We start from the raw sequence: 20,774 nt of genomic DNA on the forward strand, positions 1-20,774 counted from the left end.
CGGCCCCGGGAACCCCGGGGCCGGGCGGTCCGGTGTCGTGCGGGAACGGCCACCCTCCAGGGGCCCGCGCCGAGCGTGCGAGGTGTGGGGAGGAGGGTGGTCCTTCGTCAGGCCGGGTCGGTGCGCTCCACGGGCTGCGCCTGCGGCTGCTCGGTGCCGACGCCGCTCACCGCGCCGTTGCCCTGCTCCAGCGCGCCGGCCGCGGTGGTGCCCTCGACCGCGGGGCGGCTCGCTGCTCCCCCGCCCATGGCCGACCGGATCTCGGCGAGCCGGGAGGCGCCGGCCACGTCGAGGGTGGCCCGCTGCACCTCCTGCATCCGGCCCTCGACGGAGTTCTGCGCGAGCTCCGCGTGCCCCAGGGCGTTGGCGTACCGGGCCTCGATCTTGTCGCGGACCTCGCCGAGCGACGGCGTGTTGCCCGGCGCGGACAGCTCGTTGACCTGGCGCAGGGAGTCGGCGACCCGCTCCTGCATCTTCGCCTGCTCCAGCTGCGAGAGGAGCTTGGTCCGCTCGGCGAGGGTGGTCTGCAGCCGCATCCGGCTCTGCTCGACCGCGCCCTTGGCCTGCTCGGCGGCCTGCAGCGCCTCGTCGTGGCTGCGCTTGAGGTCCTCCATCGCCTGCTCCGCGCTCACCAGCTGGGTCGCGAACGCCTGCGCCGCCTGCTCGTACTCGGCGGCCTTCTGCGCGTTGCCGCCGGCACGCTGCTGGTCGGCGAGGGTCAGCGCCTGCCGGGCGGAGGCCTGCAGCTGCTCCACCTCACCGAGCTGCCGGTTCAGCCGCATCTCCAGCTGACGCTGGTTGCCCAGCACCGCCGCCGCCTGGTTGGCCAGCGCCTGGTGCCGCGACTGCTCGGCCTCGATGGCCTGCGCGATCTGCACCTTGGGGTCCGCGCGCTGGTCGATCTGCTGGTTCGCCGACGCCGTCAGGTACTTCCACAGCTTCACGAACGGGTTGGGCATGGTTCCTCCTGTCCGGCGCACTGTCCCCGCCGGGCGGCGAGAGGTGCGGCACGGGCGACGTCCTCGCCGATCATCGTCCCAGGCACCTGCCCACGTCAGCCACCGCGCGTCACCGGTCGCGTGCCGGAGGGGCCGAGGCCGTAGCTTGTCGCCGTGATCTGCGTCATAGGTGAGCTCGTCGTCGACCTCATCCCCGACCCGTCCGCCGACGCGGGGCCCGAGGGCACCGCGCCGCACTTCATCGCCCGGCCCGGGGGGAACGCGCTCAACGTCGCGGTCACCGCGGGCCGGCTCGGCCATCCGGTGCGGCTGCTCGCCCGGCTGGGCCGCGGCCCGCTGCGCGACCACCTCCGCCGGCATGCGGAGATCTCCGGCGTCGACGTCTCCGCGATGGTCGACAGCGACGACCCGGTGAGCGTCGCGATCGTCGCCCTGGACGTGACGGGCTCGGCCGACTACAGCTTCCACGTGCTCGGCGCGGCCGACTGGCAGTGGACCGACGAGGAGCTCGCCGCCGGCTTCCCGGCCGAGGCCCGGGCCGTGCACGTCGGCTCCATCTCCAGCTGGACGGCGCCCGGCTGCGAGGCCATCGCCCGGCTGGTGGAGCGCCTGCACGACGACGGGACGGCGCTGGTCAGCGTCGATCCCAACATCCGGCCGATGCTCGCCGAGGGGTTCGGCAACACCGCCGCCGACGTCCACCAGCGGCTGGACCGGCTGGTCGCGGCGGCCGACGTGGTGAAGGTCAGCTCCGAGGACCTCGACTGGCTCGAGCCCGGGCACGGCGACCTGGACGGCGTCGCGACGCGGTGGGCCGAGCGTGGTCCCGGGCTCGTGCTGCTCACCGACGGCGGGTCCCCGCTGCGGGTCGCGCGCCCCGGCCGGCCCCTGATGCGGGTGCGGCCGCCCACCGTGACCGTGGCCGACACCGTCGGCGCCGGGGACGCGCTCGCCGCCGGGCTGCTGACCGGACTGCTCGAGTCCGGGGTGACCAGCCGCCGCGCCCTCGACGAGGTGTCCGACGCCGACCTGGAGCGGCTGGTCACCACGGCGTCCCGGGTGGCCGCGCTCACCTGCACCCGGGAGGGCGCGCAGCCACCCACCCGCGCGGAGCTGGACGCCTGGACCGCGGGTCAGCCCTGAGGCGACGTCCTGGCTGACCGTGCGGCTACACGGTGCGGCCGCGCAGCTCCCGGTAGCGGCGGATCAGCCCGGCCGTCGAGCTGTCCTGGTCCAGCGCCGGCGCCTCCTCGCTGGTGAGGGCGGGCTCGAGCTGCTTGGCCATCACCTTGCCGAGCTCCACGCCCCACTGGTCGAACGAGTCGATCTGCCAGACGACGCCCTCGACGAACACCGTGTGCTCGTAGAACGCGACCAGCTGGCCCAGCGTGCCCGGCGTCAGCCGCGGCGCCAGGACGGTGGAGGACGGCCGGTTGCCCGGCATCACCTTGTGCGGCACGACGTCGGGCGCGGTCCCCTCGGCGGCGACCTCCTCCGCCGTCCGGCCGAACGCCAGCACCGCGCTCTGCGCGAAGAAGTTGGCCATGAGCAGGTCGTGCATGTCCTCGAGATCGTGGTTCGGCTGCCCGAAGCCGATGAAGTCGGCCGGCACGATCGTGGTGCCCTGGTGCAGCAGCTGGTGGAAGGCGTGCTGGCCGTTGGTCCCCGGCTCGCCCCAGTACACCTCGCCGGTCGACGTCGTCACCGGCTGGCCGTCCCAGCGCACCGACTTGCCGTTGCTCTCCATGGTCAGCTGCTGCAGGTAGGCGGGCAGCCGGGAGAGGTACTGGCTGTAGGGCAGGACGGCGTGGGTCTGGGCGCCGAAGAAGTTCGTGTACCAGACGTTGAGCAACCCCTGGAGGACCGGCAGGTTCTCCGCCAGCGGCGCGGTGCGGAAGTGCTCGTCGATGGTGTGGAAGCCGGCGAGCATCTCGTCGTAGGCGTCCGGCCCGATGGCGACCATCAGCGACAGGCCGATCGCGGAGGTGAAGGAGTAGCGGCCGCCGACCCAGTCCCAGAAGCCGAACATGTTGTCCGGGTCGATGCCGAACGCCTTCACCGCCTCGGTGTTGGTGGAGACAGCGACGAAGTGCTTGGCGACCGCGGTCTCGTCGCCGCCCAGCGCGTCCAGCAGCCAGGCGCGGGCCACCTTCGCGTTGGTCAGCGTCTCCAGCGTGGTGAACGTCTTGGAGCAGACGATGACGAGCGTCTCGGTCGGGTCCAGGTCGCGGGTGGCCTCGGCGAAGTCGGTCGGGTCGATGTTGGAGACGAACCGCAGGGTCAGGTCCCGGTCGCTGTAGTCGCGCAGCGCGGCGTAGGCCATCGCCGGGCCCAGGTCCGACCCGCCGATCCCGATGTTGACCACGGCGCGGATCCGCTTGCCGGTGTGCCCCACCCACTCCCCCGAACGCACCCGGTCGGCGAATGCCCGCATCCTGCCCAGCACCTCGGCGACGTCGCCGGAGACGTTCTGCCCGTCGACCTCCAGCCCCTGGCCGGCCGGGGCGCGCAACGCGACGTGCAGGACGGCGCGGTCCTCGGTGACGTTGATGTGCTCGCCGCGGAACATGGCCTCCGCGCGCTCCCGCACCCCGGCGCGCTCGGCCAGCGCGACGAGCAGGCGGAGCGTCTCGTCGGTGACCCGGTGCTTGGAGTAGTCGAGGTACAGGTCCCCGGCGGTCGCGGTGAGCCGGGTCCCGCGGTCGGGGTCCTCGGCGAACAGCTCGCGGAGCTGCCGGCCCTCGACCTCGGCGTGGTGGGTGGTCAGCGCCGCCCACTCGTCGGTCGCGGTGATGTCCATGCCTGTCTGCCTCCAGGGTCCGCCGTGGTCCGTCGGGGAACGGATGTGCACGGCACCGCTCCCCGGCAAACACTGCCGGGGGCATCGTGCCCGACCGGCGGGGCGGCCGGGCGCGCAGGGAGTGCTGAGGTCAGGACGACGGCCGGTCGGTCGCCAGCCACACAGCGGTGTCTGGCGGGAGGACGTCGGACACCGGCCCGCTGGCCAGCAGCACCCGTCCCCGCCCGGTGAGGCGCACCGGCCGCTCCCCGAGGTTGACCACGCAGCGGAACCCCGGGTCCCGGCGGAAGGACAGCACGTCGGCGTCCGCGTCGGTGTCCCAGTCGAGCTCCTCCGCGGCGAGCCCGGGCAGCTGCCTGCGCAGCGCGAGCGCGTCCCCGTACAGCGACCAGGTGGAGTCCGGGTCGGCGCGCTGCCGCTCGGCGGTGAGCGCCACCCAGGCGGCGGGCTGGGGCAGCCACGGCTGCACGTCCGGTGCGGTGAAGCCGAACGGCGGGGCGTCCCCGGACCAGGGCAGTGGCACCCGGCACCCGTCGCGGCCCCGCTCGGTGTACCCGGACCGCTGCCAGGTGGGGTCCTGGAGCACCTCCTCGGGCAGGTCCTCGACCTCGGGGAGCCCGAGCTCCTCGCCCTGGTAGACGTACGCGCCCCCGGGCAGCGCCAGAGTCAGCAGCGCCGCCGCCCGGGCCCGCCGCAGCCCCAGCTCCAGGTCCGCCGGAGCCGCGTCGTCCGGTGCCGCCGGGGAGGCGTCGGGCTGCGGCCGGGCGTACCGGGTGACGTGCCGGGTCTCGTCGTGGCTGCTCAGCACCCAGGTCGGCGGCGCACCGATCGGCCGGAGCCCGGCGATGGTCCGGTCGATCACCGCGCGCAGCGGGCCGGCCCGCCACGGCGCGACGAGGAAGTCGAAGTTGAAGGTGGTGTGCATCTCGTCGGGGCGGACGTACCGGCTCAGCCGTTCCGGGCGCACGACCGCCTCGGAGACGAACACCCGGTCGCCGGGGTAGCCGTCGCCGATCGCCCGCCACCGGCGGAGGATCGCGTGCACGTCGTCGACGTCCCAGTGCGGGCTGTCGGTCCACCGGCGGGAGTCGAAGCGCGCGCCGGGCCCGTGCCCGGCGTCCGGCAGGCCGGGCACCTTGGCCATCGCCGGGGCGGCGTCGACGCGCAGCCCGTCCGCGCCGCGGTCCAGCCAGAAGCGGACGACGTCGTCGTAGGCCTGCTGGACCGCCGTGTGGCCCCAGTCCACGTCGGGCTGCTGGGGGGCGAAGGTGTGCAGGTACCACTGCCCCGGCCGGCCGTCCGGCTCCCGGACCCGGGTCCAGGCCGGCCCGCCGAACGCGCTGACCCAGTCGTTGGGCGGCTCGTCGCCGCCGGCCCGGCCGTCCCGGAAGAAGTACCTGGCCCGTTCCGGCGAGCCCGGCCCGGCGGCGAGCGCCGCGCGGAACCAGGGGTGCTGGTCGGAGGTGTGGTTGGCGACGAGGTCGACCACGACCCGCAGGCCGAGGGCGTGGGCCTCGTCGAGCAGCGCATCGACGTCGGCGAGCGTGCCGAAGCGCGGGTCGACGTCGGTGTGGTCGGTGATGTCGTAGCCGCCGTCGGCCATCGGCGACGGGTACCAGGGCGTCACCCACAGCGCGTCGACCCCCAGCTCCGCCAGGTACGGCAGCCGGGCTCGAAGACCTCCCACGTCCCCGAGCCCGTCGGCGTTGGCGTCGCCGAAACTGCGCAGGTACACCTCGTAGACCACGGCGCGCCGCCACCAGGGACGGGCCGCGGCGCTGCCCGTCCCGGTGGCCGGGACCGCGGTCGGCTCAGACGGCGTCGGCGTGCCGGCCCTGCTGATTGGTCTGCGCGTCCTGCAGCTGCTCGGCCCGGTCCTCCTCCGCCATCTGGGTCAGCCGCGCTCCTGCCTCGGCGTCCCGGGTGAGGTTCTCGCCCGTGGTCGGGTCGAAGACGTGCACCTTGCGGGTGTCCAGCCAGAACTCCGCGTCGCGGCCCTCCCGGATCCGGCTGGTCGAGTCGATGGAGACGATGGCCTGGGTGCGCAGCTCCTCGGAGTCCAGCTCCCGGGAGAGGTCCCGCAGCTGGGAGGTGATCTCGGCCGGCGCCTCGTAGGGGATGTAGGCGTACTGCTGGTCGCCCAGCCACTCGGTCACGTCGACCCGGGCCCGGAAGACCGTGCCCAGCGGCCGCTTCGCCTCGTCGACGAGGGACGCGTCCTCGAAGTACTCCGGCCGGATGCCGACCAGCAGCAGGTCACGGCCGGCGACCGCGGCCGCGCGCTTCTGGTCTAGCTCCACCGGCCCGAACGGCGTGGTGAGCCGGTTGCCCTCCGGGCGGGCCGGCAGGAAGTTCATCGGCGGCGAGCCGATGAACCCGGCGACGAAGAGGTTGACCGGCTGGTCGTACAGCTCCCGCGGCGAGGCGACCTGCTGGATCTTGCCCTTGCGGAGAACGCACACCCGGTCGCCGAGGGTCATGGCCTCGGTCTGGTCGTGCGTGACGTAGACGGTGGTGATCCCCAGCCGGCGCTGCAGCCGGGAGATCTCGGTGCGCATCTGGCCGCGCAGCTTGGCGTCCAGGTTCGACAGCGGCTCGTCGAAGAGGAACGCCTCGGCCTGGCGGACGATCGCCCGGCCCATCGCGACGCGCTGGCGCTGACCACCGGAGAGGTTCGCCGGCTTGCGCTCCAGGTGCTCGTGCAGCTCCAGGACGTCGGCGGCCTCGGTGACCCGGCGGCGCACCTCGGCGTCGTCGGTCTTGGCCAGCCGCAGCGGGAAGGCGATGTTCTCGAAGACGGTCAGGTGGGGGTACAGGGCGTAGTTCTGGAAGACCATCGACAGGTTGCGTTCGCGGGGCGCGAGGTCGTTGACCCGCTTCCCGCCGATGACCATGTCCCCGCTGCTGATGTCCTCCAGTCCGACGATCATCCGCAGCAGGGTGGACTTCCCGCAGCCGGAGGGTCCGACCAGGATCATGAACTCCCCGTCGGCGATGTCCAGGCTCACGTCGTTCACCGCCGGGAAGCCGTCCCCGTACTGCTTGACGATGTTCTTCATCTCGATGGCAGCCATCGGTGCTCGTTCTCCTCGCAGGTCAGGTGGTTGGGGCGGTCAGCCCTTGACGGCGCCGTTGGTCAGGCCGGCGACGATGCGCCGCTGGAACAGCAGCACGAGGACGACGACCGGGACGGTGACGATCACCGCCGCGGCGGCGATCGCGCCGGTGGGGTCCTCGAACTGCGAGGCCCCGGAGAACAGCCCCAGCGCCGCAGGCACCGGACGGGAGGCACCGGTCGAGGTCAGGGAGATGCCGTAGACGAAGTCGTTCCAGGCGATGAAGAAGGCGATGATCGCCGTGGTGAACACGCCCGGTGCCGCCAGCGGCACGATGACCTTCCGGAAGGCCTGCCACGTCGTGGCACCGTCCACCTGCGCCGCCTGCTCCATCTCCCAGGGGATCTCCCGGAAGAACGCGGACATCGTCCAGATCGAGATCGGCAGCGTGAGCGACAGGTACGGGATGATCAACCCCGGCCAGGTGTCGTAGAGACCGATCTGCCGCCACACGTTGAACAGCGGCGTGACGATCGAGATGACCGGGAAGATCGCCACGGCCAGCGCCGTCGACAGGACCAGCTTCTTGCCCGGGAAGTCCAGCCGGGCGATGGCGTAGGCGGCGAACATCGACAGCAGGCAGCTGATCGCGGTGGCGATCAGGCAGATGCCGAAGGAGTTGCGCAGCGCCGGCAGGAACAGGCCACTGGCACTGCCGGTGAGGATGGTCTCGTAGTTCACCCCGGAGAACGTCGTCGGCAGGAACGACCCGTTGGCGATGTCGGCCGGCGCCTTGAACGACAGCGAGACGATCCAGGCGATGGGGAACAGGCAGTACAGCAGGATCAGGATCCCGCCGGCGATCCACAGGTTCCGTTCCTTCGTCGACATCAGCTGTCCCCCCGCGTCCCGGCCAGGTCGACCTTGAAGCCCTTGATGAACAGCGCGGCGATGAGCACCACCGCGAGGAACAGCAGCACGGACACCGCCGAGCCCAGGCCGATCTCCAGCCGGGCGATGGTCTGCCGGTAGGCCAGGAACGACACCGACTCGGTGTTGTTCGCGCCTCCGGTCATCACGAAGATGCTGTCGAAGACGCGGAAGGCGTCGAGGGTGCGGAAGAGTAGGGCGACCATGATCGCCGCCTTCATGTTGGGGATCGTCACCTTCCACATCCGCTGCCACCAGGAGGCGCCGTCGACCTTGGCCGCCTCCTGGAGCACCTCGGGCACCTGCGCCAGGCCGGCGAGCAGGAGCAGCGAGATGAACGGCGTGGTCTTCCAGATCTCCGCAAGGCAGATGACGAGCAGCGAGGTGCCGAAGTCCCCGAACCAGTCGGTGGTCGGGGAGATCCCCGGGAGCCAGGCGAACCAGCTGTTGACGAACCCGGTGTTGATGTCGAAGGCGAACTGCCAGGCGAACGCCGACACGACGGTGATCACCGCGTAGGGGATCAGGATGGCGGCCCGGACGACCGGCCGGATGGAGGACAGCGCCTTGGACATGACCAGCGCCAGCGCGAAGCCCAGCACCAGCTCGACCGCCACGGTGATGACCGTGATCAGCAACGTCACACCGATCGCCGTCCACCACAGCTGGTCGGTGAGGATCACCCAGTAGTTGGTCAGGCCGTTGAACGACCGGTTGGCGGGGTCGGTGAGCCGGTAGGAGAACAGCGAGTCGTAGACCGCCTGCAGGATCGGGTAGGCGGTGACGGCGAGCATCACCAGGAAGGCCGGCCCGGCCAGCAGCCAGCCGAGCTTCCGCTCCGCGCGCGACCGGTCGCTGATCCCGCCCTTCGGCGCCGAGACCGGCTGGGTCTTCTCGGTCGGGGGAAGGGTCGTGGTGCTCATGAGGGCTCCTCGCTGACGCTCATGGGTTCACTCGCACGCGCGCTCACAGCAACTGCTCCCCCGAGAGCACGGCCTTGATCAGCTCGGCGGCCTCGGGACCCGTGACGCCCGGCGTGACCGACGACGGCGGGTGGTAGGTCCGCTGGATGCTCCCGGAGACCTCGCTGTAGTAGGCGGTCTGCGGCCGGGACGCGGCCAGCTCCAGGGAATCCCGGATGACCGGGGCCATCGGGAAGACCTCGAGCACCTCCGGGTCGTCGTACACCGCGGTGTCCGACGCCGGGTTGCCGTTGGTGGTCATGTAGTACGCCTGGTTCTCCGTGGTGGTGATGCACTCGGTCGCCTCGAAGGCGAAGTCCGGGTGCAGGGAGAAGGCGCCGACGCCGAGGTTGATCCCGCCGTAGGGCGGCGCGGACGGCTGGTCCTCGACCACGCGCGGGTAGACCGCCCACCCGTAGTCGTCGGGCACCGACTGGTCCATCGTGCCCGCCTCGACCGCGGAGAGCGCGCGCCCCCAGACGAAGGGCCAGTTCACCATGAAACCGGCACCCTCACCCTCGAACTGCACGACGTTGGCGTCCTCACCGGCGGTGGAGAACGCCGGCCCGGTGACCCCGCTGTCGGCGACCAGCTCGATGACCTCGGCGGCCTGCCGGGCGGGCTCGGAGTCCAGCCCCAGCTGGGTGTCGGCCGGGTCCTCGGTGGCCTCCTCGATGATCGAGCCGCCGGCGGACTCGATCAGGGCGTTGACCCACACGGTGAGGGCCTCGGCCCGGATGCCCTGGGCGCCCAGCGTGGTGCCGGTCTGCTGGGCAGCCTGGACGAGTTGCTCCCAGGTGACCGGCTGGGTCATGTCCAGCCCGGCCTGCTCCGCGACGGACTTGCGGTACCAGAGCAGCTGGGTGTTGGCCCAGAACGGGATGGCGACCAGCTCGTCGTCCCAGGTGGAGCCCTCGATGGCGGACTGCACGACGTCCTCGGTGACCCGCTGCTCCACCTCGTCGGGCACGTCGGCCAGGAAGCCGGCCTGGGCGAACTCCGGGATGTAGGGCGGGTCGAGGCTGATGATGTCGATCGAGCTGTCGTTCGCCGCCAGGCGGCGGATCAACTGCTCGCGCTGCTGGGACGACTCACGGGGCAGCTGTGCCGTCTCGATGACGTAGCGCCCGCCCGCCTCCTCGGTGCACCGGGAGGCGATCTCCGCCTGGCCGCCGGAGTCGGGGTTGATGTACCACGTCAGCGTGGGCACGCCGCCGTCCCCGCCGCCGCAGCCCACCAGCCCGGAACTCAGCACCAGGGCCGACGCCGCGCCTCCCACCGCACGGCGCCATCTCCGCCGATGCGGGGACCCGGGCCGTCCGGCCCGTCCGCCGCCGTCCCCGCCGATGTGCACGTCGAGCACCGTCCACCCGCCTCTGCTGGCGTGAGCGACCCCATGACCGCCTCTGGATCTCGGAGCGTGGCCCGAGTCACACCCCCTGTCAATCTGAGCGTGATCTACCGGTGACCAGCCTGTCGAGGGACCTGCCGCGGTCGGCGATCACCGAGGGCGTGGTGAGCTCGCTCGGGGTCCGCGGGAGGACTTGTTGCAGGTAGGAGCGCACTGCCGCCCAGGTCCCGACGTCGAAACCGGCCCGCTCGGAGAGGAACCACCGGTGCTCGAGGACCTCGTGGTAGACCTCCGCCGGAGGGAGCCGACCGGCCAGTTCCGCCGGGACGGCGTCGACCACCGGCAGGTAGGCCTCGGTCAGCCAGCGCCGCCCGGCCTCCAGTTCGGCCACCGGCCCGCCCTCGCGGGTCTCCAGGTACGCACGGTACGAATGGACGTCGTTCAGCAGCCGGCGGGCCTGGTTCTCCTGCACCTCGAGCCCGGTCAGGCGGGCGAACTCGCGACGGTTGTGCCCGGGCTCGCCGACCCGGGTGTCGACCCGGAGCCGGGCGCCCTCCGGAGAGGTGACCAGCTCGATCTCGCCCACGTCGAACCCCAGGTCGTTGAGCCGCGCCAGCCGCTCGGCCACCCGGAGGGCCTGCTCGTCGGCCCGGAAGACCTCCTCCCGGGTGATCTCCTCCCACAGCGCCGCGTAGCGGACCGGCAGGCCGTCGGCGATCGAGATCGGGTCGATGTCCCCGGGCAGCAGCTCCCCGGCCTGCAGGTCCATCAACTCCGCGCCGACGCGCTCGCGGGCCAGGTGGACGTCGTAGTCCCGCTTGCCGGCCGACAGCGTCGGGTAGCGCTCGGCGGTCTCCGCGTCGACCATGTACGCCGTGTAGGAGCCGGCGTCGAGCCGGAACAGGGTGTTGGACAGCGAGCAGTCGCCCCAGTAGACGCCGGCCAGGTGCAGCCGCACCAGCAGTTGCACCAGGGTGTCGATCAGCCGCTCGGGATCGTGCTCGGCCCGCGGTCCGGAGAACAGGTAGCGGTAGGACATGGAGTACTCGAGGTAGCGGGTCACCAGGATCGCCTCCTGGGCGTCGGGCCGGTCCACGCAGATGCCCAGCACGGAGACCGAGGGCAGCCCCTCGCCCTCGAACTCGCTCAGCAGCGCGTACTCGTGCCGGGCGAGCGGTTCGGCGATCTCCTTGAGCGCGTAGACCCGCCCGTCGCAGGCGGTGAAGCGCACCACGTGGCGGGAGATGCCCCGCTGCGGGACCTCGATCAGCAGCGCGTCGTCCCACTCCGCCAGCGGCTGGTGCCAGGGCAGGGACAGCAGTCCCGCGGCCTCGGCCGCGGGTGGTCGGAACAGGTACCGCATCACGCGCTCCGGGGGGTCGACGGTCACGGCACGGTCGCCGGACCGGTCGGGACCGTCGCCGCCGTCACCCTCCCACGGCGGGTGTCCGGTCACGAACGGCCGGAACGGCACCGCGCCGGCCACCCTGGGGGTGACCGGCGCGGTGCGAGCCGTCCGGCGTCGGCGTCAGCCGACGAGCACACCGGTCGGCTTCCTCCCCCGGTCCGCTCCTCGCTCGCTGGCGCTCGCTGCGATGCTCACTCCCTGCGGGCTCGCAGCTCCCTGCGGTGCTCCCGGCGGCGTCAGCCGACGATCTGCCCGGTGATCACGGCGGCCTGCGCCGCCCGCTCGGGTGCCGTGCCCGGCTGCAGCACCAGCCCGAGCAGCCACCGGCAGACCAGCTCGGCCTCCGGGCGGGAGATCCGCAGGGCGGCGGCGAGGGTCAGCACGACGTCGCCCCAGCGGGCGGTGTCCAGCCCCATCATCTGGACCAGCACCTCGGGCTCGGTCTCGGCGAGCCGGCGCAGCACCGGGTGCGCGCCGACCTCCTCGGCCAGCGCGGGGACGGCGACCGTCAGCGGCAGCTCGGCGGCCAGCGCGGCCAGCCGGTCGAGCTCGAAGGCGATGAGGGCGTGCGCGACGTCGTCCTTGGTGCGGAAGTGGTTGTACAGGGTGGCCTTGGCCACGCCCGCGGCGGCGGCGACGTGCTGCATCGTCGTCTTCCTCAGGCCGCGCTCGGCGAAGGCCGTCCGCGCCCCGGTCAGCAGGCCGCGACGGGTCCGGCTCATCGCGACACCGGCGCGCGCCGCCGGACGGCGGGAGTCGCGCGCCGCGGGCTGAGCCGGGCGCGGCGCGGGCGCGGGGACCGCGACCGGGAGCGGCGGCACCGGGGCGGTCAGCTGCATTCCGGGCGGCGGCTGCAGGTAGGCACCCGTCGGCACCGGGGTGGTCAGGTGCTGCCCACCGGTGGCCGCCGCCTCGGCGGCGGCCTGCTCGGCAGCGTCGGCCTCGAGCACCGTCACGCCGCTCCGGCCGGCACCGGGCACCGGGAGGGAGGGGTGCGGCGGGAGCGACGACGAGGATCCGGGGGAAGACATGGACACTTTGTGCCCTCCCGGTCGCATTGGGTCAAGGAGGTGGACGGTGAGCGCCGATCGTGTCGTCACTGGCGCAGCAGACGCCCCACGGATGGCCCCCGCTGCCCCCACGCCCCGCACGCTCGGCGCGGGTCCCTGCAGGAGGACGATCCGGGCTCCGGCGGTCGGGCTGAGCCGACCGCGGGCGTGGCCTAAGCAGCCAGGGAGACGGCGTCCCGGGACGGCGCGGCGCCGCGGGCCGGCTGCGCCCCACCGACGAGCGCGAGGGCGGGCTCCGCGACCGGGGCCTCGGCGGCGGGCTCTCCGGCGGCCTCGCGCGCCGTCTCCTCCGCCGGCTCGGCGACGGTGAGCGGACGCACCTGGCGGCGGCCGCCGTCGGCCAGCCGCATCTCCAGGCTGACCTCGGCCAGCAGGTCGGCGAGCTCGAGGTCGAGGGCGTCGCAGATCGAGGCCAGCAGCTCCGAGGACGCTTCCTTCTGCCCCCGCTCCACCTCGGACAGGTAGCCCAGGCTCACCCGGGCGGCGCCCGAGACGTCGCGCAGGGTGCGACGCTGCCGCAGCCGGTGCCCGCGCAGGGTGTTCCCGAGCTGGGTGCGCAGCAGCGTCATGGCCGTCTCCTGTCCACTCCGGGGAGCGTGTCGAACGAGCAGTGCGAGCACTGACGCCGTCGTCCGGACCGGCCGGAGGACGACGTGCACTCACCGTACGCGGCGCCGCCCCACGCCACCGCCCCGGTGGGGAGCCGTCCGCTCATGGCGTAAACGCGCCGCTCACCCGGGGACTTCCCGCTCGTCGAGCCGGTCCAGCAGCCGCAGCAGGGCCGCCTCCACCGCGCCGGTCCGCACAGCCGCCCGGTCGCCCGGCAGGTCCAGCTGGTGGACGACGGTGCTGGCGCCGTCGCTGATCCCGAGGTACACCCGCCCCGGTCCGTGCCCGTCGACCGGGTCCGGGCCGGCGACCCCGGTCAGCCCGACGCCCCAGGTCGCCGTGCACCGCTCCCGGATGCCCTCGGCGAGTGCGGCGGCCGTGGGCTCGCTGACCGGGCCGGAGGCGGCGAGCAGCGGGGCGGGCACGCCGGCCAGCGCGGTCTTGAGGTCGGTCGCGTAGACGACCGCGCCGCCCCTGAGCGTGGCGCTGGCCCCCGGCACGGTGGCCAGGGTGGCGCAGAACAGCCCGGCGGTCAGCGACTCGGCGGCGGCGACGGTCTCCCCGCGCGAGAGCAACGCCGCGTGCAGCCGCTGCTCGGGGGAGCTCACGCGGCGGTGTCCCGGCGGACGTCCCCGTGACCCACCTCGCCGGCCCGGCGGGCGGCCGCGGCACGCATGGCGCGGGCGCTGGTGCGGCGGAGGCTGATCGCCCGGACCACGTAGTCCAGGCCGGTGACGACGGTGAGCACGACGGCGGCCGCCATCACCCACCAGCGGATCGTGCCGAGCAGGCCGCCGAGCGGGAGGATGTAGAGCCCGATGGCCAGCGCCTGCAGCACGGTCTTCGCCTTGCCGCCGCGGCTGGCGGCGATGACGCCGTGCCGGATGACCCAGAAGCGGAGCAGCGTCACCCCGACCTCGCGCACCAGGATGAGCAGGGTCACCCACCACGGCAGCAGGCCGAGCGCGGAGAGGCCGACGAGCGCGGTACCGGTGAGCGCCTTGTCGGCGATCGGGTCGGCGAGCTTGCCGAACTCGGTCACCTGGTTCCTGCGCCGGGCGATCATCCCGTCGTACCGGTCGGTGATGATCGCCAGGGTGAAGAAGACGGTGGCCCAGATCCGCTGCCCGACGTCCATGCCCCCGTCGGAGAACAGCAGCATCGCGAACGGCGGCACCACGGCCAGCCGCAGCACGGTCAATGCGTTGGGCAGGTTCACCAGCCGCGCGGTGTGCGGCGGTGTGGCGGCCGGGTCGGCCGCACCCTCCGGCATCGCCGCGCCCACGGCTCAGGCCCCGGTGCCGGACAGCGCGGGTACCAGGGCCCGGGCGACCAGGTCCACGCCCTCGGTGTCCACGACCTCGGCGGTCAGCAGCTGCCCGGCGACGGCGTCGGCGGGCACGCCGGAGACGGTGGTGGTGCCGTCGGCGTCCGGGTCCTGGTGGGCGGCGTGCCCGGCCCAGGTGCCCGGCTCCTCGTCGGCGGAGAGGTCCTCGGTGATCAGCACCTCGACGGTGGTGCCGATCCGCTCCTCCGCCCGCTGCGCGGTGAGCTCCTCGACCAGGTCGGTGATCCGGCGGACCCGCTCGTCGATGACGTGCTGCTCGAGCTTGCCGGGCAGGCCCATCGCCTCGGTGCCCTCCTCGTCGGAGTAGCCGAACACGCCGACCGCGTCCAGCCGGCCCTCGACCAGGAAGCGCTCGAGCTCGGCGACGTCCTGCTCGGTCTCGCCGGGGAACCCGAGGATGACGTTGGTCCGGAAGCCGGCCCCTGGCGCCAGCGCCCGGGCGCGCTCGAGCACGGCCAGGAAGTCGTCGGTGCCGCCGAACCGGCGCATGCGGCGCAGCAGCGTCGGCGAGGAGTGCTGGAAGGACAGGTCGAAGTACGGGGCGACGCCGTCGGTACCGGCGATCACCTCCAGCAGGCCCGGGCGCAGCTCGGCCGGCTGCAGGTAGGCCACCCGCACCCGGGCGATCCCCGGGGTGGCGGCCAGCTGGGGCAGCAGCTTCTCCAACGACCGCAGGTCGCCGGTGTCCTTGCCGTAGGACGTCGAGTTCTCGCTGACCAGGACGATCTCGGTCACGCCCTGGGCGGCCAGCCACTGCGCCTCACCGAGCACCTCGGCCATGGGCCGGGACACGAAGGCGCCGCGGAACGTGGGGATGGCGCAGAACGCGCACCGCCGGTCGCAGCCGGAGGCGATCTTGACCGCGGCCGACGGGCCGCCGGTCAGCCGCCGGCGCTTCAGCCAGTCGTGACCGGGGATCGCCGGGGCGTCGGTGGACCGGGTGGCGGCGGTGCGCTCCACCGGGCTGATCGGCAGCAGGGTGCGCCGGTCGCGCGGCGAGTGCGGCACCAGCGTCCGGCCGCTGAGGACGTCGTCGAGCCGGTTCCCGATCGCGGCGTAGTCGTCGAACCCGAGCACCGTGGCCTCCGGGAGCGCGCCGGCCAGTTCCGCGCCGTAGCGCTCGGCCATGCAGCCGACGGCGATCACCTCGGCACCGGAGTCGGTGGCGGCGAGGATGGCGTCGACCGAGTCCTTCTTCGCGCTCTCGATGAAGCCGCAGGTGTTCACCAGGACGGCGTCGGCACCCTCGGCGTCCTCGACCAGCTCGTAGCCGTCCCCGGCCAGCCGGCCGGCGAGCTCCTCGGAGTCGACCTCGTTGCGGGCGCAGCCGAGGGTGACCACGGCGACCCGGCGCGGCGTCTGCCCGTCCCGGTCCCCGTCGGAGGAGGGGGCCGATGTGGGGAGGGAGCGGGGCAGGGCTGGCACCGGACCATCCTAGGCGCTGTCCGAGGCCGGGCCGGAAATCTCACGAATTCGGCCCCGCTGCAGGGTCCCGCGCCGAGCCTGCGAGGCGTGGGGGGCAGCGGGGTCCTTCTCCTACTCCCCGCCGCGCAGGGTGAACATCACCGACTCCAGCTCGTCGGGCTTGACCAGGACGTCGCGCGCCTTGGACCCCTCCGACGGGCCGACGATCCCGCGGCTCTCCATGAGGTCCATCAGCCGGCCGGCCTTCGCGAACCCGACCCGCAGCTTGCGCTGCAGCATCGACGTCGACCCGAACTGGCTGGTGACGACGAGCTCGACCGCCTGGACCAGCAGCTCCAGGTCACCGCCGATGTCCTCGTCGATCTCCTTCTTCTCACCGGCCGCCGCGGTGAAGACCTCTTCCCGGTACTCGGGCTCGGCCTGCCGCTTGGTGAACTCGACGACCGCCTCGATCTCGGCGTCGGAGACGTACGCGCCCTGCACGCGCATCGGCTTGCCCGCACCGATGGGCAGGAACAGGGCGTCACCCATGCCGATGAGCTTCTCCGCGCCGGGCTGGTCGAGGATGACCCGGCTGTCGGTGAGGCTGGAGGTGGAGAAGGCCAGCCGCGAGGGCACGTTCGCCTTGATCAGGCCGGTGACGACGTCCACCGACGGGCGCTGCGTGGCGAGCACCAGGTGGATGCCGGCCGCACGCGCCTTCTGGGTGATCCGGACGATCGACTCCTCGACGTCCCGCGGCGCGACCATCATCAGGTCGGCCAGCTCGTCGACGATCGCCAGGATGTACGGGTAGGGCTGGTAGACCCGCTCGCTGCCCGGCGGGGCGGTGATCTCGCCGGCCTCGACCTTGCGGTTGAAGTCGTCGATGTGCCGCACCCCGGTGGACCGCATGTCCTGGTAGCGCTGCTCCATCTCCTCGACCAGCCAGGCCAGCGCGGTCGCGGCCTTCTTCGGGTCGGTGATGATCGGCGTGATCAGGTGCGGGATGCCGTCGTAGGGCGTGAGCTCGACCATCTTCGGGTCGACCAGGATCATCCGCAGCTGGTCGGGCGTGGCCCGCAGCAGCAGCGAGGTCAGCAGCGAGTTGATGCAGCTGGACTTACCGGCACCGGTGGCACCGGCGACCAGCAGGTGCGGCATCTTCGCCAGGTTGGCGCAGACGAACCCGCCCTCGATGTCCTTGCCCAGGCCGACCAGCATCGGGTGCGGGTCCTGCTTGGCCACCTGCGAGCGCATGACGTCGCCGAGGCTGACGGTCTCGCGGTCGGTGTTGGGCACCTCGACGCCCACCGCGGACTTGCCCGGGATGGGGGCGAGGATCCGGATGTTGTCGTTGGCGACCGCGTAGGCGAGGTTCTTCGTCAGCGCGGTGATCTTCTCGACCTTGACCGCGTTGCCCAGCTCGATCTCGTACCGGGTGACCGTCGGACCGCGGGTGTAGCTGGTGACGGCGGCGTCGATGTTGAACTGCTCCAGCACGCCGGTGATCGCCTCGATGGCGACGTCGTTGGCCTTGGACTTGGCCCGCGGCGGCGTGCCCGGGCGCAGCACGCTGACCGAGGGCAGCGTGTACTCCCCCTCGACCGGCTCGATCCGCAGCTGCTGCGGCTCCTCGATCGGCGGGAGGTTCTCCGGCGGGGCCGTGCGGTCGACCACCACCGGCGGGCGTCGGGGGGCCGGGGGCACCGGGACGACCTCGGCGGCCGGCTCGTGCGCCACCGCCTGCGGCGCCTCGTCGTACGCGGCGTGGTCGATGACGACACCGGTGTCGAGGGTGTCCTGGACCTCGGCGGCCACGGACCTGCGCCCACGCCGGGTGCGCGGCGCCGGCTGCTCGTCCTCCTCGTCGTCCTCGTACAGGTCGTCGTAGTCGTCGTAGTCCTCGTCGCCGTCCCGGCCGAGCTGCCGGTCCAGCCAGCCCCGCAGCCGCTCGGGCACCTGGTGCACGGGCGTGGCGGTGACGACCAGCAGCCCGAAGGCGGCGAGCAGGACCAGCAGCAGCACGCTGACGACGGCGCCGACACCGCTGGTCAGCGGCGATCCGACGGCCCAGCCCAGCACCCCGCCGGCGCCGGTCCGGTCGCGGGCGTCGATGTCGGGGCCGGTGACGTGCGTGATCCCGACGACCGCGGCGACCACGCAGGTCCAGCCGATGAGCAGCCGGCCCCGCGCCTCGGGGCGCGGGGGGTGGCGCAGCAGGCGGAGGGCGACGAGCAGCAGCACGACGGGCAGGGCGGCGGTCAGCGCGCCGATGAGGAACCGGACGGAGCGGTCCAGGCCGGCGCCCGCGGGGCCGATGCCGTTGGTCCAGGCCGCGGCGCCGAGCACGATGGCCAGGCCCAGCACGGCGAGCCCGACGCCGTCACGGCGGTGCTCGGCACCCAGCGGCTCGGCCTCGTCGGGACGGGCGACCGAGCGGGCGAGACCGCCGACGCCGCGGGCGAGCAGGCCCCAGGTGCCGGCGGCGGCCCGGACCGCGCCGCCGCCCAGGCTCCACTGGTCCTTCTTCGGCGCCGGGCGGCGGGCAGCGGTGGAGCCGCCGCGCTTGGCCGGCGGGCGCTTCTTGGCGGTGGAGCCACCGGCGCGCGGGCGCGAGGAGGCCCCGCCCCGCGCCGGCGCCCGATTCGACGTCGCGCGAGCAGGCATGCGTCGACGGTAATGGCCCGGAGCGTCCAGCTGGACGATTCACAGCCGCGTGTCCGGCCCGGAGCCGAGCAGGCACCCGGGCAGCGGACCGACCAGTCCTCCCTCGGCCTGCCCGGTTACGTTGCCGACGTGACCGACTCCACCGCTCCGCGCGTCCTCCCCCACGGCAGCTGGCCGACCCTGATCACCTCCGAGCTGGTGGTGCGCGCCGCCGCCCGGCTCGGCGAGGTCGGCGTCGACGGCGACGACGTCTGGTGGGCGGAGGGACGCCCCAGCGAGGGCGGCCGGACGGCGCTGGTCCGCCGTTCCCCCGACGGCACGACGGCCGACCTCCTGCCCCCGCCGTGGAACGCCCGCACCCGGGTGCACGAGTACGGCGGAGGCGCCTGGACGGTCGCGGGCGGCACCGTCTGGTTCACCGGCTACGCCGATCAGCGGCTGTACCGGGTGGAGCCCGGCGGCGAGCCGGTGGCGGTCACCCCGGAGCCCGCGCGGCCGGCCGGGGTCCGGTTCGCGGACCTGCGGGTCGCTCCCGACGGGACCGCGGTGGTCGCCGTCCGGGAGACCCACGCTGAGAGCGGCGCGGCGGCCGACGTCGTCCACGAGGTGGTCCGGATCGATCCGGACGGGACGACGACGGTCCTGGTCACCGGACCGGACTTCGTCTCCGACCCGCGCCCCTCCCCCGACGGCCGCTCGCTGGCGTGGCTGCAGTGGCAGCACCCGGACATGCCCTGGGACGCCGCCGAGCTGGTGGTCCGCGGCCCCGACGGCGCAGAGACGGTGGTCGCCGGCGGACGGTCGGGCGGCCGCGCGGAGTCCGTCGTCCAGCCGGTGTGGGCTCCCGACGGGAGCCTGTGGTTCCTCGCCGACCGCACCGACGTCTGGTCGCTGTACCGCTGGGTCCCCGGCGGCGGCGAGCCGCAGCTGGTGGTCGACACCGGGAGCGACATCGCCGGGCCCCAGTGGGTGTTCGGCCAGCGCCGGTTCGCGCTGCTGCCCGGCGGGCGGGTGGTGCTCGCCTACGGCCGGGAAGGCGCCGACCGGTTGGCCGTCCGCGAGGAGGACGGCACCCTCCGGGAGCTGGACCTGCCCTACGCCGCCTTCGGGCAGGTGTCCGCCGCCGGCGACGCGGTCGTCTGCGTGGCCGGCGGGCCGGCGTCGGAGCCGGTGGTGCTGCGGGTCGGGCCCGACGGCCGCACCGAGGTGCTGCGCCCGGCCCGCGACCTCGGGCTGGACCCGGGGTGGTTCTCCCGCCCCGAGCACGTCACGTTCGCCACCGAGGACGGCGGGAGCGGGGTCGCCGAGGCGCACGCGCTGGTCTACCCGCCGACCAACCCGCAGGCGACCGGGCCGGACGGCGAGCGGCCGCCGCTGCTGGTGCTGGTGCACGGCGGGCCGACCAGCGCCGCGCGGCCGGTGCTGGACCTCGGCGTGCAGTACTGGACCTCACGGGGGTTCACCGTCGCCGACGTCGACTACCGCGGCTCCACCGGCTACGGCCGCCGGTACCGGGACGCGCTGCGGGGCCGCTGGGGGGTCGCGGACCTGGACGACGTCGTCGCCTGCGCCCGCTTCCTGGCCGACGCCGGCCGGGTCGACCCCGCGCGGATGGCCATCCGCGGCGGCTCGGCCGGTGGCTACACGACGCTCGCGGCGCTCACCTTCCGCCCCGGGGTCTTCGCCGCCGGGGCCAGCCACTACGGCGTCGCCGACCTCGCCGCGCTGGCCGCCGACACGCACTCGTTCGAGTCCCGGTACCTCGACGGGCTCATCGCCCCGTGGCCCGAGGGCGCCGACGTCTACGCCGAGCGCTCCCCCATCCACCACACCGGGTCCCTGGACACCCCGCTCGCGGTGTTCCAGGGCGACGAGGACCAGGTGGTGCCGCCGGCGCAGGCCGAGCTGATGGTCGCCGCGCTGCGGGAGAAGGGCGTGCCGCACGCCTACGTGCTCTTCGCCGGCGAGCAGCACGGCTTCCGCAAGGCGGAGAACATCCGCGCCGCGCTGGACGGCGAGCTGTCCTTCTACGCGCAGGTGCTCGGCTTCGACCTGCCCCCCGAGGAGGGCATCGCCCCCATCGAGGTGGTGCGATGACACCGTCGTCCTACCGGACGACACCGCGGCCAGGTGCCGTCCCGACCTGCGCTCAGCCGCTGCCTGGCCGCTCGTCGGGAGGTCTCCGACCCCCGCGATGAGCGACCAGA

General features: G+C 73.5%; 16 protein-coding genes. 2 read left to right on the forward strand and 14 right to left on the reverse strand.

The features are described 5' to 3' along the window. Positions 1-107 precede the first annotated feature (107 nt). Positions 108-959: a PspA/IM30 family protein gene (locus tag HL189_RS16325; protein ID WP_369134768.1), complete on the reverse strand. Its 852-nt coding sequence runs from the start codon at positions 957-959 to the stop codon at positions 108-110. A 153-nt stretch (positions 960-1,112) separates the two neighbouring features. On the opposite strand from HL189_RS16325, the gene HL189_RS16330 reads away from it, so the two are divergent. Further along, positions 1,113-2,102, forward strand: a complete 990-nt coding sequence (locus tag HL189_RS16330; RefSeq protein WP_369134769.1) for a carbohydrate kinase — start codon at positions 1,113-1,115, stop codon at positions 2,100-2,102. A gap of 25 nt (positions 2,103-2,127) precedes the next feature. Here HL189_RS16330 and pgi read toward each other — a convergent pair whose 3' ends face one another. The 13 genes from pgi to HL189_RS16395 form a co-directional block, all read right to left on the reverse strand. After that, positions 2,128-3,759: a glucose-6-phosphate isomerase gene (gene pgi / locus HL189_RS16335; protein ID WP_369134770.1), complete on the reverse strand. Its 1,632-nt coding sequence runs from the start codon at positions 3,757-3,759 to the stop codon at positions 2,128-2,130. Positions 3,760-3,889: 130 nt separating this feature from the next. Continuing rightward, positions 3,890-5,506: a glycoside hydrolase family 13 protein gene (locus HL189_RS16340; RefSeq protein ID WP_369134771.1), complete on the reverse strand. Its 1,617-nt coding sequence runs from the start codon at positions 5,504-5,506 to the stop codon at positions 3,890-3,892. A gap of 64 nt (positions 5,507-5,570) precedes the next feature. Beyond that, complete coding sequence (locus tag HL189_RS16345; RefSeq protein WP_369134772.1) at positions 5,571-6,833, reverse strand: ABC transporter ATP-binding protein; 1,263 nt, start codon at positions 6,831-6,833, stop codon at positions 5,571-5,573. Positions 6,834-6,872: 39 nt separating this feature from the next. Continuing rightward, positions 6,873-7,706 (reverse strand): carbohydrate ABC transporter permease, encoded by an 834-nt coding sequence (locus tag HL189_RS16350; RefSeq protein ID WP_369134773.1) that lies wholly within the window; start codon positions 7,704-7,706, stop codon positions 6,873-6,875. Next, positions 7,706-8,668 carry a carbohydrate ABC transporter permease gene (locus tag HL189_RS16355; protein WP_369134774.1) on the reverse strand — a complete coding sequence of 321 codons (963 nt, stop codon included), beginning with the start codon at positions 8,666-8,668 and terminating at the stop codon, positions 7,706-7,708. Before HL189_RS16355 ends, HL189_RS16350 begins: the two co-directional genes overlap by 1 nt. A 43-nt stretch (positions 8,669-8,711) precedes the next feature. After that, positions 8,712-9,917 carry an extracellular solute-binding protein gene (locus HL189_RS16360; RefSeq protein ID WP_369134775.1) on the reverse strand — a complete coding sequence of 402 codons (1,206 nt, stop codon included), beginning with the start codon at positions 9,915-9,917 and terminating at the stop codon, positions 8,712-8,714. A gap of 232 nt (positions 9,918-10,149) precedes the next feature. Then, positions 10,150-11,448: a DUF4032 domain-containing protein gene (locus tag HL189_RS16365; protein ID WP_369134776.1), complete on the reverse strand. Its 1,299-nt coding sequence runs from the start codon at positions 11,446-11,448 to the stop codon at positions 10,150-10,152. Between the two features lie 254 nt (positions 11,449-11,702). Then, positions 11,703-12,497, reverse strand: a complete 795-nt coding sequence (locus tag HL189_RS16370) for a TetR/AcrR family transcriptional regulator (protein WP_369134777.1) — start codon at positions 12,495-12,497, stop codon at positions 11,703-11,705. A 191-nt stretch (positions 12,498-12,688) separates the two neighbouring features. Next, a complete protein-coding gene (locus HL189_RS16375) occupies positions 12,689-13,105 on the reverse strand; it encodes a helix-turn-helix domain-containing protein (RefSeq protein WP_369134778.1) in 417 nt (138 codons plus the stop codon). A 162-nt stretch (positions 13,106-13,267) separates the two neighbouring features. Beyond that, on the reverse strand, positions 13,268-13,753 hold the full coding sequence (locus HL189_RS16380; protein WP_369134779.1) for a CinA family protein: 486 nt from the start codon (positions 13,751-13,753) through the stop codon (positions 13,268-13,270). Beyond that, complete coding sequence (pgsA, locus tag HL189_RS16385) at positions 13,750-14,418, reverse strand: CDP-diacylglycerol--glycerol-3-phosphate 3-phosphatidyltransferase (protein ID WP_369134780.1); 669 nt, start codon at positions 14,416-14,418, stop codon at positions 13,750-13,752. The genes HL189_RS16380 and pgsA overlap by 4 nt, the downstream gene beginning before the upstream one ends. Before the next feature lie 15 nt (positions 14,419-14,433). Further along, positions 14,434-15,918: a 30S ribosomal protein S12 methylthiotransferase RimO gene (rimO, locus tag HL189_RS16390; protein ID WP_369134781.1), complete on the reverse strand. Its 1,485-nt coding sequence runs from the start codon at positions 15,916-15,918 to the stop codon at positions 14,434-14,436. Between the two features lie 111 nt (positions 15,919-16,029). Next, a complete protein-coding gene (locus tag HL189_RS16395; protein ID WP_369134782.1) occupies positions 16,030-18,567 on the reverse strand; it encodes a DNA translocase FtsK in 2,538 nt (845 codons plus the stop codon). 129 nt (positions 18,568-18,696) lie between these two features. On the opposite strand from HL189_RS16395, the gene HL189_RS16400 reads away from it, so the two are divergent. After that, positions 18,697-20,664: a prolyl oligopeptidase family serine peptidase gene (locus tag HL189_RS16400; RefSeq protein WP_369134783.1), complete on the forward strand. Its 1,968-nt coding sequence runs from the start codon at positions 18,697-18,699 to the stop codon at positions 20,662-20,664. The last annotated feature ends 110 nt before the right edge of the window (positions 20,665-20,774 follow it).

Source organism: Modestobacter sp. I12A-02662 (assembly GCF_041028325.1).
In the GTDB taxonomy this organism is placed as follows: domain Bacteria; phylum Actinomycetota; class Actinomycetes; order Mycobacteriales; family Geodermatophilaceae; genus Modestobacter.